12 protein-coding genes are annotated in these 12,823 nt (G+C 36.1%); 6 read left to right on the forward strand and 6 right to left on the reverse strand.

From position 1 onward, the window contains the following. Window positions 1-124: 124 nt before the first annotated feature. Window positions 125-727 (reverse strand): 30S ribosomal protein S4, encoded by a 603-nt coding sequence (gene rpsD / locus ACIQLB_RS05305; protein WP_400721978.1) that lies wholly within the window; start codon window positions 725-727, stop codon window positions 125-127. Between the two features lie 458 nt (window positions 728-1,185). Here rpsD and ACIQLB_RS05310 point away from each other — a divergent pair, with 458 nt between their 5' ends. Next, on the forward strand, window positions 1,186-3,066 hold the full coding sequence (locus tag ACIQLB_RS05310) for a sensor domain-containing diguanylate cyclase (protein WP_400721981.1): 1,881 nt from the start codon (window positions 1,186-1,188) through the stop codon (window positions 3,064-3,066). Window positions 3,067-3,314: 248 nt separating this feature from the next. On the opposite strand, the gene ACIQLB_RS05315 is transcribed toward ACIQLB_RS05310, so the two are convergent. Beyond that, window positions 3,315-3,794 (reverse strand): GAF domain-containing protein, encoded by a 480-nt coding sequence (locus ACIQLB_RS05315; protein WP_400721984.1) that lies wholly within the window; start codon window positions 3,792-3,794, stop codon window positions 3,315-3,317. A 24-nt stretch (window positions 3,795-3,818) separates the two neighbouring features. Beyond that, the gene (gene hisJ / locus ACIQLB_RS05320; RefSeq protein WP_400721986.1) at window positions 3,819-4,613 is read right to left on the reverse strand and encodes a histidinol-phosphatase HisJ; all 795 of its coding nucleotides are present in this window, start codon (window positions 4,611-4,613) and stop codon (window positions 3,819-3,821) included. Window positions 4,614-4,803: 190 nt separating this feature from the next. On the opposite strand from hisJ, the gene ezrA reads away from it, so the two are divergent. From ezrA to ACIQLB_RS05345, 5 genes are all read left to right on the forward strand, one after another. Further along, on the forward strand, window positions 4,804-6,504 hold the full coding sequence (gene ezrA / locus ACIQLB_RS05325; RefSeq protein WP_400721989.1) for a septation ring formation regulator EzrA: 1,701 nt from the start codon (window positions 4,804-4,806) through the stop codon (window positions 6,502-6,504). Between the two features lie 214 nt (window positions 6,505-6,718). Beyond that, window positions 6,719-7,183 (forward strand): GNAT family N-acetyltransferase, encoded by a 465-nt coding sequence (locus tag ACIQLB_RS05330; protein ID WP_400721992.1) that lies wholly within the window; start codon window positions 6,719-6,721, stop codon window positions 7,181-7,183. Between the two features lie 320 nt (window positions 7,184-7,503). Continuing rightward, window positions 7,504-8,664 (forward strand): cysteine desulfurase family protein, encoded by a 1,161-nt coding sequence (locus tag ACIQLB_RS05335; RefSeq protein ID WP_400721995.1) that lies wholly within the window; start codon window positions 7,504-7,506, stop codon window positions 8,662-8,664. After that, window positions 8,661-9,869: a tRNA uracil 4-sulfurtransferase ThiI gene (gene thiI, locus ACIQLB_RS05340; protein WP_400721998.1), complete on the forward strand. Its 1,209-nt coding sequence runs from the start codon at window positions 8,661-8,663 to the stop codon at window positions 9,867-9,869. Before ACIQLB_RS05335 ends, thiI begins: the two co-directional genes overlap by 4 nt. A gap of 152 nt (window positions 9,870-10,021) precedes the next feature. Further along, on the forward strand, window positions 10,022-10,240 hold the full coding sequence (locus ACIQLB_RS05345) for an alpha/beta-type small acid-soluble spore protein (protein WP_053484999.1): 219 nt from the start codon (window positions 10,022-10,024) through the stop codon (window positions 10,238-10,240). A gap of 330 nt (window positions 10,241-10,570) precedes the next feature. On the opposite strand, the gene thiE is transcribed toward ACIQLB_RS05345, so the two are convergent. The 3 genes from thiE to thiM are packed head-to-tail and all read right to left on the reverse strand — an operon-like array spanning window position 10,571 to window position 12,772. Continuing rightward, the gene (gene thiE / locus ACIQLB_RS05350; RefSeq protein WP_400722002.1) at window positions 10,571-11,203 is read right to left on the reverse strand and encodes a thiamine phosphate synthase; all 633 of its coding nucleotides are present in this window, start codon (window positions 11,201-11,203) and stop codon (window positions 10,571-10,573) included. Further along, on the reverse strand, window positions 11,193-12,017 hold the full coding sequence (gene thiD / locus ACIQLB_RS05355; RefSeq protein WP_400723067.1) for a bifunctional hydroxymethylpyrimidine kinase/phosphomethylpyrimidine kinase: 825 nt from the start codon (window positions 12,015-12,017) through the stop codon (window positions 11,193-11,195). The genes thiE and thiD overlap by 11 nt, the downstream gene beginning before the upstream one ends. Beyond that, window positions 12,017-12,772 carry a hydroxyethylthiazole kinase gene (thiM, locus tag ACIQLB_RS05360; protein WP_400722005.1) on the reverse strand — a complete coding sequence of 252 codons (756 nt, stop codon included), beginning with the start codon at window positions 12,770-12,772 and terminating at the stop codon, window positions 12,017-12,019. Before thiM ends, thiD begins: the two co-directional genes overlap by 1 nt. Between the last annotated feature and the right edge of the window lie 51 nt (window positions 12,773-12,823).

The raw sequence follows: 12,823 nt of genomic DNA on the forward strand, positions 1-12,823 counted from the left end.
CATTCTCTAGAAAGAAGAAACCCCATAATATTGAGCGTTGTCGATAAAAAGCAAAAACCCTAGAGAACCTTGGAATAAAAGGCTTTCTAGGGTTTTCTAAACTACTCTTTGCAGAGCAATTTAATTAACGAGAGTAGTACTCTACGATGAATGCTTCGTTGATTTCAGCTGATAATTCAGAACGCTCTGGAAGGCGAGTGAATGTACCTTCTTTTTTGTCAGCATCAAATGTTAAGTAGTCAGGTACGAAGTTGTTTACTTCGATTGCTTCTGTTACTACAGCAAGGTTTTGAGATTTTTCACGTAGAGAAATCGTTTGACCTGGTTTTACGCTGAATGAAGGAATATCAACGCGTTTGCCATCTACTAAGATGTGGCCGTGGTTTACTAATTGACGAGATCCACGACGAGTACGAGATAAACCTAAACGGTAAACTAGGTTGTCAAGGCGAGTTTCAAGAAGGATCATGAAGTTTTCACCGTGAACACCTTTCATTTTACCAGCGCGGTCGAATAGAGTACGGAATTGACGTTCGTTCATGCCGTACATGTGACGAAGTTTTTGTTTTTCTTGAAGTTGTAAACCGTATTCTGATAATTTTTTACGTTGGTTTGGACCGTGTTGACCTGGTGCGTAAGGACGTTTTTCGATTTCTTTACCTGTACCGCTTAGTGAGATACCAAGACGACGTGATAATTTCCAAGATGGACCTGTATAACGAGACATATTGTTGTCTCCTCCTTTAAATTTGGTTTTTTTGTTGTAAAACAAAAACCAGTAGTACCCATTCTTATACGCATTTTATTTTCATGTATTTTCGCCTATGCAGCCGTTAGGTTACGCGATACACCATCTATTTGAATCTGTTTAGTTATACTAAATAAAATAGAGGAATAAAATACAGTAATAAGCTCATACCACTGCTGCGTTTATTTTACACAATCTACATTGTAACTGCTTATTATATAGACGTCAATTATTAGGCTAATTATTTTTGAAAATGGATAATAGTAAAAATTTCCTCTCTATACATATTGCGATAGTCGGAAATAGTTAATGATACAGTGTGATATGTAAAATGTAAAAGTGAAATAGAATAACATAGTCAAAATGACACAAATTATGTATAATATACTATAAGTTAATAGTAATTGATTTGGACGTTATATAGAAAAGGTGATTTCATGACAGACCATTTACAAACGCTAAAATATATAAAATCAGATGTTTTAAGCATTTGGGTGAGTTCTAAGGAACAAGCTGGTTTTAATGGGTATTTTAACCCATTGAAACAGTGTCTAAAGAAGCGCTTTGGAATTGTAAATGTGGCATTTCTCGGTTTCGAAGGAAATTCTTTAATACCGATTGAAGAGATGGCTACTGTAACAATTGAAACAAAACTAAATGCTGTGTCATGGTTAATGATTGAAGCTAGCTTTTATCAACAGAAGATGGTGAAAATTCCCTATATATTAAAAGAAAAAGACGCATATATGACGATGACAGATATGGTGCTTTTCCAAGCAGAAGGCAAAAATCCAATTGGTGTGCTACTTGTCGAGGCAACCGATGCTTGGACAGACTTTATGACTTCGGATTACGGGGAAAAATTTGTCGAAACGCTTACAAAGGTTCTTCAGTTGATAAGAGAAAATTTTGAAGTAAAAGTGAATGAAGACCAATATAGAAAATTGTACAATATGACAGATTTATTTCATTCCACTATGGATATTGATTTAATTTTAGAAAATGTCTTAAAAAATATTAAGGATAATTTCCCAGAGTTTAATGTGGAGCTTATACTATCGAATGATCAAGACCGCCATACGACTATCGATATTAAGCTTTTTGATTACTTATCTGAAAGACCTGCAACTATTGAGGCTTTTGTCTCAGGAGAGCTGACAACGGAGCTTGCTAGCGATTTAAATTGTCGATTATTAAACGCCCCTATAAAAGGGAGACAAGCTATTTATGGTATTTTACAAGTAAGTGCACCTATAACATATCTTTTTTCAACGACTGAAAAAGACTTTGTACGTATGCTAGCACAAACATCAGGAAATGCGCTTGAAAATGCAAAATTATATCATCAATCACATCGCCTAGTAAGTGATTTACAACTCATCAATGAAACATCGCATCGTTTAAATATGAGGATTGACATTCATGAAATGTTACTTTTCCTTCAAAAACAGTTAATGAAATCCTTTCAACCAATGGAAGTTTGTTTCGCTTTTAAATATAATGACACCTTTAAAGTGACGGATGCTAGTACAGCCTTATTCAATGTAGAAAAGGGTCAAACATATATAAAACATGTTGAACAACATTTTGAAAATACCAATGATCCACTATTTATTGCCGATTTCAGCCGATTAACCCCATATCAAATTGAATATCGTTCAATTATGGCAATCCCAATTTTAATGGAAGAAAAAATTAATGGTTTTAGTATTGTGTTACACAAGGAGCCATATTTCTTTTCATTTGACAGCTTTAAATTAATGCAATCATTAATCCATCACTCTTCTTTAGCAATTGCAAACTCAATATTACGAAATCAACTTCAGGAAATGGTAGATTTGGATCATTTGACGAAATTGTACGCAAGAAGTTATTTAGACCAGTATGTAGAAAAGTCGCTTAAAAATGATCAATCAGGAATGTTCTTACTCATTGATATTGATAATTTCAAACGCATTAATGATACGTATGGTCACCAAATTGGTGATAAGATTCTTATGCAAATTGCAGCACGGTTAAAAGAAACAATTGGAACTCGTGGTATTTGTGCACGCTGGGGTGGAGAAGAAATGTCTGTGTATATTCCAAATATTGATGAGAAAGAAGCAATCGAATTAGCAGCAGCAATCGTTGCAGTAATTCCAAGTACAACAGATCCTCAGGTGACAATTTCAGCAGGTCTCATAACATGGGATGAACAGTACCGTCCAGCGTTTCAATCTGTTTTCCTTCATGCAGATACAGCGCTTTATGAAGCGAAAAACAGTGGTAAAAATCGTTTTTGTATTCATGATAGATCCTATCTAACAAATTCATAATGTAATAAAAGTAAACAGATGTTTTTGAAAAGAAAACGTCAGCCTTATGTGCAGAAATGCCCTGAAATGACAATAAATCATTTCAGGGCATTTTTTTATCCCGCATTAACGCGCAGTAATACTCCCACCTCAAAATTCGGCAAAAGCAAAGAAGTTAGGTGGGAGATAAACTGCCCGTAAAAGCCCGATTCGTTCAACTAATAATCAGTGGGGAGATGAAGAAAACCCCCACTGATTAAAGTGTCACTTTATAAATGGGGGCCTAAGGTTTTTACGAATAGCTCTAACCCTTCTTGATCTTCCTTAGAAAAGCGATTTACGATTGGACTGTCGATATCAAGAACACCGATGACCTGTCCTTCTTTTATCAAGGGAATAACGATTTCTGATTGGGACGCGGCATCACAGGCAATATGCCCTGGAAAATCATGTACGTCTTTTACCACTATTGTTTCTTCTTTGCCTACAGCTGTTCCGCAAACGCCACGTCCGATTGGAATTCTGACGCAGGCAGGTAAGCCTTGGAATGGCCCTAATACAAGTTCCTTCCCCTGTAATACATAAAAACCGACCCAGTTAATGTTTGGCAGAAATTGATTTAGTAATGCAGAGGCGTTACTTAAATTAGCAATGCGATCGCTCTCTCCTGTAAGCAGAGCATCTAACTGTTTTGCTAAAGTATTATATTGCTCGGCAATTGGCCCATCATAATTAATTTGTGTAAACATAAAAGCACCCCGTTTGAAAGTTATTTATTTTGGATATATAACATTATAGTGTTGATGTAAATCAGCAACACTATGAGCATCTGAACCGAAAACAATTGGTAGCCCAATAGATTTACTATAATCGATAAAGGAAAATGGTGGATAAGGTTCCTGACAATATGTTTTACTTAAACCAGCGCTATTTAAATCTAGCTCATAGCTTTCTTCCTTCATTAAATCTAATACTTCTCGAATCCGCGCAGAATCATCAATTTTCACCATATGTGCTAATTGAAATTTGTGAATAAGTGAAGGATGCCCAATGCGCTTAGGCTTGTATTGCCCTAAATCTGCTTTTATGGATTGTAGGACGGTATCATAATATAAATTATACACTTGTTCGATAGAGCCCACTTTTTTTGAAAAAGCCATAAAACTTTCTGGAGAAAAGTCAATGCATTCAAAGGTATTTTGCCATTGTAAAAAATGGACCGATAAAATAGAATCATTTAAAAAGTGTCCATATGTATTAAGAAATTGACGAGTTTCTTGTTCAAAGCCTTGAATATAGTCAACCTCTAGACCTATATGAATGCGGATGTCTTGTGCATACTCCTTTTGAAGGCGCTGTAATTCTTCAAAATAAGGCATTAAAAATTCTTGATTCATACCACTATCTTGCTGTGGTGTAGGGTCAACAAAATTCAATGGTAATGGTGCATGTTCTGTAAAGGTGATATCTGTAAAGTTGTGGGAGATAGCTTTTTCAATATATTGCTTAAATGAATCAGAAGTACCGTGTGGACAATATGGACTATGAACATGGCCGTCATATTTCATGAAATAACCACTCCTTTAGCTATTGATAATAACACTTCTATTTGCGACAATTGTTCAAAAATTAAGTAGGTGTTATTCTTGAAAGGCGTATATACACAAAAAACTCTCAAATTTTAGTACAAAAGGCGATAACATAGTATATAATAAATACAACTAGCCAATTCGTTTATTGTAGAATAGGAGGCTTACGATGGAGTATATCATCATTCCGGTTATCCTACTATTAATTTTAGCTATAGTAGGATTTATGATGCGACGAAAACATATAACAATCATTGCTAAACTTGAAAATGAAAAATCACAAATACAAAACAATCCCATAAATGAGGAAATTTCAAAAGTTAAATCTTTAAACATGAACGGTGAAACGGAAGAGATGTTTGAACGATGGCGTAATAGTTGGGATGAAGTCATCGACGTACATATGACAAAAATTGATTCACTTTTATTTGACGCAGAGGATCAAATCAATAGACTTCGTTTTAATAAAGCAACGTTAATTGAACGTGAGATAGAAGATTACATTCAAAAGTGTGAACAAGATAAAGATAAAATCTTAGAAGAACTAAATGAATTAATTGGCAGCGAAGAAAAAAATCGTATTGAAATTGAACAATTAAAAGAATACTATCGCTCTGCACGTAAAACATTGTTAGCGCACCAACATTCATTTGGTGTAGCATTACCAGCTCTGGAGAAAAAGCTGGAGACGTTTGTTCAAAAGTTTGAGGAATTCGATATGCTTACTAGCGAAGGGAATTATTTACAGGCAAGAGAAAATGTTATTGGCTTGAACCAAGAGTCACAGCAGACATTTGAATACATAAATGATGTCCCAACAATTTTGACTGAATTGCAAGTAAAGCTACCAGGAGCGGTACAGGAATTACGTAGTGGCCAGCGTGAAATGGAAGAGCAATCCTATTATTTACAGCATTTAGAGCTAACTGTAGCGCTTGATAAATTTGAAGAAGAATTTGCGACATTAAAAAATGAATTAGCAGAGCTTAACTTAACGGTTGTTAAACCGCGTGTTGCTGAAATAAATGAAGAGATTGATCATTATTACGATTTGCTTGAAAAAGAGGTTATTGCTAAAAATTATGTTGACCAAAATTGTGATCGTTTATTAAGCTCAATCACCAATGTTATTGGTTCAACAAGATTAGTAAGTGATGAAGCAACCTTTGTACAGCAAAGCTATCGTTTAAATGAAAAAGATGCAGAAATTCCTAAAGCTGCATTAAAGCAATTAGAGGCTTTACAACGTCGCTATGACTTATTGGCGATGCGTGTTAGAGAGGAAAAATCTGCATACTCAAGTTTGCAGGAAGAATTGATTGAAATTAACGAAGAGCTTGAAGGTATTCATGAGGAGCAAGGCCATTTGTCAAATACGATGAAGAAGCTACGAATTGATGAAAACAAGGCTCGCTCACAAGTAGAAAACTTAAAGAAAACATTACAAGAAACAGATCGTCTATTGAATAAGGCTAATATTCCAGGTATTCCTGAAGAGATGGATGCCCGTCTGGATGAGGCAGCAGAGCATATTTATGTAGTAATGCAAAGCCTGCAAGAGGTACCTCTCAATATGGGAACAGTTCATAATAATTTAAATGCTGCAACACTTTGTGTAGAGGATGTAAAAGCGAAGGCACATGAATTGATTGAAAATGTAATGCTAATTGAACGTATTATTCAGTATGGTAATCGTCATCGTGCAACAAATCCAAAATTGCATGCTCGTTTAAAAGAAGCAGAAGCATCGTTCAATCAATTCCGCTATTCCAAGGCATTAGAAGAGGCTGGAACGGCAGTTGAAGAAATGGAGCCAGGTGCTTTAAAGCGAATTCAAGAACTTGTAGCAGAAGAAACAATAACAAAATAGTCAAGTATAATAAAAAATTACATCAGCTGTCTAAAAGGTATAGTTATTACTTTTTAGACAGCTTTGTTATTAAAAGGCCAATTTGTTTGTTGGGGTATTCATACGATTTTTCGGACGTTTGCGTGTGCTATTAGACATAAAAGTGACCGGAAGCTTCACATTATGCCTCATCCCAATTTTTGTTTAGAAACGATGAAAAATAGAGGTGTTCATAATGCAATTTTATAGTAAGGAAATGAATGAAGTTTATGCGACGGACATTTTGAATTGGAAGTATGAAGAACCATATGTTTTTTATAACAATGAACTATGCGACGAATCTCTAAAAGAATTTCTTGAAAATCCGTACTATTCAATTGTCAATGATAAAGAAGAGCTAGTCGGCTTTTTCTGTACAGGAACATCTGCACAAGTACCTAAAGGACATGACTATAGCGCGTATTTAGACGAGTGCATTGATGTTGGGATAGGGATGAAGCCTGAGCTAACAGGAAAAGGTTATGGTTCAGAATTTTTTTCATTTATCTTAAATCAGTTACAAAAAGAAAATCATAGTCCTATTCGTTTAACAGTAGCTACATTTAATACAAGAGCAATTCACCTTTATGAAAAATTAGGCTTTGAAAAAGTCATGGAATTCACAGCTTCAACTGAATTTATAACAATGAAAAAAGGTTAAAAATAAGCGTGTTGACTAGGTTTTTTTGTGCTGAAATCCGCCTTCAATACGGTGGGGAAATATAGTTTAAATATGGTCGCTGAAAGTTGAGGATGGCATTTATTTAACTTTTTACAGCGGGTTTTATGTTACTAAATTTTTGCTTTGAAACGTTCATAGTTAAATTCCTAGGTATCACTCTATAAAGGGTGTTTTTTCACATTAAAAGCAAACAAATAAGTGATTAAATTAGGATAATTGTTAAAGTTAGTAGTCAATTGCTGAAGATTGCGTTATGATAAATACCGTTAAATCAACGTTTTGAAAGTGTGTGAATATTAATGGAAGTTAATACAATCTATTTAGACAACAGTGCAACAACAAAACCTTTAAAAGAGGTTATGCAAGCATTTATGGCAGTGAATGAGCAGTATTATGCCAATCCTGCTTCCATTCATGCAATGGGTGTTGAATCAAACGAATTATTAATGCGTGCACGTGAGCAAGTAGCAGATATTTTGCAGACAGAAGCAAAAAATGTGCTATTTACGTCAGGTGGTACTGAATCCAATAACACGGCTATATTTGGTTTAGCACGTAGCAATACACATAAAGGAAATCATATTTTAACAACTGAAATTGAGCATCCATCTGTTCTAGAATCTGTTAAGCAACTTGAGCAAGAGGGTTTTGATGTAGAATACTTGCAAGCAGATAAAAATGGAGTCATTTCTTTAGAGGAGCTTCGCACAAAAGTGCGCAACGATACCATTTTAGTAAGTATGATGCATGTAAATAATGAAATGGGTGCTATCCAACCAATTTTTGAAGCTGCAAAAATTATTCATGAATCGAGTCGTGCAGCTTTTCACGTTGATGCTGTACAAAGCTTTGGAAAGTTACCGATATCATTTAACGATGACGAGGGACCAGACTGTATTTCAATTTCTGGCCATAAAATTCATGGCTTTAAGGGTTCAGGTGTACTAGCATTCCGTAAAAAAATGAAATGGCAACCGTATGCACTTGGTGGAGGACAGGAGTTTGGTTTACGTAGTGGAACAGTAGCTGTACCGCAAGCTGTGGCCTTATCCAAAGCAGCCCGAATAGCAGTCGAGACGATGAATGACCGTGGAAAAAAATACCGACAATGGTATGAAGAAATATGCACGCAATTACGTGGATATGGGGATGTAGTGCATATTTTATCAACGCCACAAGGAGCGGCGCATATTTTATCTTTTAGTATTCGTGATTTAAAAGGTGAAGTCGTTATAAATGCATTGCAAAAACGCAATGTAATTGTCTCGACATCGAGTGCTTGTTCATCGAAACAGACAAAAACAAGCCATGTTGTTGAAGCGCTAAATATCGATGAGCATTTTAAAAAGGGTGTTATTCGTATAAGTTTTGGAGCGCATGTAACAAATGAAGATATAGTAAAGTTTAAACAAGTATTAGATGAAGTATTGATGGAACTTAAAGGAGAATTTAAATCATGATTTGGAAAGAAATTTTAATTCGATATGGAGAGCTTTCTACAAAAGGTCGTAACAAGATGGATTTTATTCGTCGCTTACGAGAGAACATTCGTCATGCGTTTGCTGATTTAGGACATTTACACATCCGTACAGAGCGCGATCGTATGTTTATAGCCATTCAAAATGAAACACAAATGGACGAGCTATTAAAAGGATTACCTAAAATTTTTGGTATCCAATCATTTAGTCCAGTGGCAGCATGTGAAAAAGACATCGATGCCATGAAAAAACTTGCCATAACAATTATGGATACATTTAAAAATGAGCAGCTTACTTTTAAAGTAGAAGTAAAGCGAACAGATAAAACATTTCCGTTAGAATCACATGCCATTCAACGTGAAATTGGTGGTTATGTATTACCACAATATCAAAATTTATCAGTAAAGGTGAAGAAGCCTGATATCGAACTTCGTGTAGAGGTGCGACATGATGCAACATATATGATGGCACAAGTTATTCCGGGTGCAGGTGGAATGCCTGTAGGTTCCAATGGTAAATCATTATTAATGCTTTCTGGCGGTATAGATAGTCCTGTCGCGGGTTATTTAATGATGAAACGAGGAGTGCGCTTAGAGGCGATTCACTTCTTCAGCCCACCGTACACAAGCCAAAATTCATTGGAAAAGGTAAAGGTGCTTGCTAATGAATTAACGAAATTTGGAGCTAGTATACGTTTACATGTAATTCCTTTTACTGAAATTCAAGTTCTTATTAAAGAAAAAGTACCTTCTAATGTATCGATGACAACAACTCGTCGTATGATGCTAAAAGTTGCTGACAAAGTACGTGAAGAAATTGGTGCACTAGCTATAGTAACAGGTGAAAGTCTTGGACAAGTAGCGAGTCAAACTCTTGAAAGTCTAACAGCTATTAATGCCGTAACTAATACACCAATTTTACGTCCATTAATCTCATCAGATAAATTAGAAATTATCGATATTGCAGAGAAAATAGGCACATACGAAACGTCTATCCAGCCATTCGAAGACTGCTGTACAATTTTTACTCCAGCAAGTCCAAAAACAAAGCCTAAGCTTGAAAAGGTTGAGCACTATGAAAGCTTCTCGGATTTTGATGAACTAATCGAACGAGCAGTGAAAAACCGTGAAGTCTATATTTTCCCGAAAAAAGAGCAAGAAGCCGATAAATTTGCAGATCTTTTATAGAAGAAACTTGCGATTTCTTAAGCTAACGAGCCGACTCAAAAGTCTTGAGTCGGCTTTTTTGTTCATTTCCTTTACAGGTATAATTTACCGATAAAATTTTTGTATTAAAAATCTAATATCGCACATTCTATATTCACAAGGAGGTGAGACACATGGCGAACAACACAAACCGCAGTTCAAACCAGCTTGCAGTACCTGGTGTACAACAAGCGCTAGATCAAATGAAATACGAAATTGCACAAGAATTTGGTGTTCAATTAGGAGCTGACGCTTCAGCTCGTGCTAACGGTTCCGTTGGCGGTGAAATCACTAAACGTCTTGTACAAATGGCAGAATCTCAATTAAAAGGCATGCCAAACAGCAACCAATAATTGCTTAAAATTAAAACCAGTGACCGTAAAAGGCACTGGTTTTAGTTTGTTTAAATTGTTTATTTTTTATCCCGTATTAACGGGCAGTAATTCATCTATATCAAAAGAGAAGCGTCAAGTCCTCCCATTTCAATTCAATGAGAGCAAAAAAATAGGTGGGGCTAACTGCCCGTAAATACCCGATTGGTGAAGACTAATAATTAGTGGGGTAAAGACCCCCACTGATTAAAGTTTCACTTTATCCCGTATTAACGGGCAGTAATTTATCTATATCAAAAGAGAAGCGTTAGGTCCTCCCATTTCAATTCAATGAGAGCAAAGAAATAGACTTTATCCTACAAATGATTTAAATGTAGAGACTGTATTAGAAATATCTTCACTTTCGCAAATGGCAGAAATAACTGCTATTCCATCCGCACCTGCTTTAAATACCGTATGTGCATTCGAGCAATTTATGCCTCCAATGGCAACGATGGGGAGCTCCGGATATTGTCTCCGAACTTGCTGTAAAAAATCAGTTCCACTAGGTGGTTTGGCGTCGCTTTTAGATGTGGTTGAAAAAATCGGACCAATTCCTACATAGTCAGCACCGTATTGTAGAGCAGTTTGTAATTCAGCTTGTGAGTGAACAGAAACACCTAGAATCATGTTGCCAATTTTTTTACGTGCCATCGATACAGGAAAATCCTCTTGTCCAATATGAACACCATCCGCTCTAAGTTTTATAGCTAATTCTACATCATCGTTGATGATAAACGGAACATTATACTGCTGACAGAGCTTTTGACATTTGCGAGCAAAATTTTCATAGGCTTCCCCAGTTAGTAAATTTGACCCTTTTTCACGATATTGAAACATAGTAATTCCAGATTGCAGAGCTTTCTCTAAAACATTTATTGGATCCTGGTTTAAAACATTACCTGTACCCATAATAAAATATAGCTGTAGATCGTCATGTTTCATGAATGATTACCTCGCAGGAATCCTTATAGTTTTGATAGGCAAAATGATTTGTTGGACCATGGCCATTACCTATAAATAAATCATGCGTTATTGCTAATTGAATAAATTTCTTAGCTTCCTCAATTGCTTTCTCTATAGGTAGCCCACGACCAAGAAAAGCAGTTAATGCAGCGGAAAACGTACAGCCTGTACCATGCGTATTTTTTGTTGCAAAACGAGTGGACTGCATGGAAAATGACCGACCATCCTGAAAAAATACATAATCAGTAGCATAACATTTATCCTCTAAATGACCACCTTTAATAATGACGCACTGAACGCCCATTTGTAATAAGGCCTGAGCTACTTCTTTAATATCTGCTAAAGAATTGATTTTCCTGCCAGAAAGGGTTTCTGCTTCAGGAATATTCGGTGTTACAATTGTTGCTAAAGGTAGCAAATAACTACGTAATGCCTCAATTGCTTCTTGCTGTAACAAGCTTTCGCCACCTTTTGCAATCATGACAGGATCTACAATAAGCGGAATTTTTACTTCGGCTAAAATCTGTGCAATTGATTGGATTATATCGGAGGAAAACAGCATTCCGGTTTTAACAGCACTTATAGAAAAATCCTCGACCAGCGCTTGAAGTTGTTTTTCAACAAAGCTAACTTCAATTGGTAAGACATCCGATACACCAAGTGTGTTCTGGGCCGTTAAAGCTGTAATGACAGACGTTCCAAACACCTTTAATTCCTGAAATGTTTTTAAATCAGCCTGTATGCCTGCACCACCACCACTATCTGAACCAGCAATTGTCGTTACAATTTGCATCATTCTTCACCATCCTTTGAAAGACGATGCAGTTCATTCAATACTGCAATTTGAAAATCGCCAATGTATTGAGTAGAAGAAGCGGCTTGCACTGCCACTTTTTTATAAAGCAATAAAGTTTCTACCAATTGGTCAAATGGTTTATTTCCTAAAGAGTAGGAGGCACAACAAATTGCACTCAATAAGCAACCTGTTCCAGTAACTTCTGTCATTTGAGCATTTCCACCCGTAACCCATTGCTGATGTTCACCATCAGTAATAAAATCCTTTTCGCCGGTCACAATCACAATACAATTGTAGAGTTGCGCTACATGCTGTGCCTCAAGTTTTAAAGAAATGGAACCACTACCACTATCTACGCCTTTTTGTTGCCATTCTACATTGGCAATAGCTGCAAGCTCTCCAATATTACAACGAATAGCCGCAAATTTTATTTCCTTCAGTAATTGCTGTACTGTTTGTTTCCGGTATGTTGTTGCACCTGCAGCAACAGGATCTAAAATAACGGGAATGCCAAGAGCATTTGCTTTTTTTCCTGCAAGTAACATTGATTCTTTCATTCGTTCATTAAGGGTACCAATATTTATCAATAAACCTGAGGCAATTGCGACCATTTCTTCAACCTCATGACTGTCATCAGCCATGACTGGAGAAGCGCCTATTGCTAATAGGCCATTTGCTTGAAAATTAGCCACAACATAATTAGTAATGCAATGAATTAGTGGATTTTGTTTACGGATAGTATGAAATACCAATTTAAGTCCTCCTTGTTGGATGGACGTAAGCGTGCAAAAAAGGCTCTTTTC

The organism is Lysinibacillus sp. NPDC092081, assembly GCF_044755845.1.
In the GTDB taxonomy this organism is placed as follows: Bacteria; Bacillota; Bacilli; order Bacillales_A; family Planococcaceae; genus Lysinibacillus.

Coding starts and splice junctions, on each gene's coding strand:
- ACIQLB_RS05335 (WP_400721995.1), top strand. CDS start 7,504: ATGGAAGTTAATACAATCTATTTAGACAACAGTGCAACAACAAAACCT.
- ACIQLB_RS05345 (WP_053484999.1), top strand. CDS start 10,022: ATGGCGAACAACACAAACCGCAGTTCAAACCAGCTTGCAGTACCTGGT.
- thiE (WP_400722002.1), bottom strand. CDS start 11,203: ATGAAACATGACGATCTACAGCTATATTTTATTATGGGTACAGGTAAT.
- ezrA (WP_400721989.1), top strand. CDS start 4,804: ATGGAGTATATCATCATTCCGGTTATCCTACTATTAATTTTAGCTATA.
- ACIQLB_RS05330 (WP_400721992.1), top strand. CDS start 6,719: ATGCAATTTTATAGTAAGGAAATGAATGAAGTTTATGCGACGGACATT.
- thiI (WP_400721998.1), top strand. CDS start 8,661: ATGATTTGGAAAGAAATTTTAATTCGATATGGAGAGCTTTCTACAAAA.
- ACIQLB_RS05315 (WP_400721984.1), bottom strand. CDS start 3,794: ATGTTTACACAAATTAATTATGATGGGCCAATTGCCGAGCAATATAAT.
- ACIQLB_RS05310 (WP_400721981.1), top strand. CDS start 1,186: ATGACAGACCATTTACAAACGCTAAAATATATAAAATCAGATGTTTTA.
- rpsD (WP_400721978.1), bottom strand. CDS start 727: ATGTCTCGTTATACAGGTCCATCTTGGAAATTATCACGTCGTCTTGGT.
- thiD (WP_400723067.1), bottom strand. CDS start 12,017: ATGCAAATTGTAACGACAATTGCTGGTTCAGATAGTGGTGGTGGTGCA.
- hisJ (WP_400721986.1), bottom strand. CDS start 4,613: ATGAAATATGACGGCCATGTTCATAGTCCATATTGTCCACACGGTACT.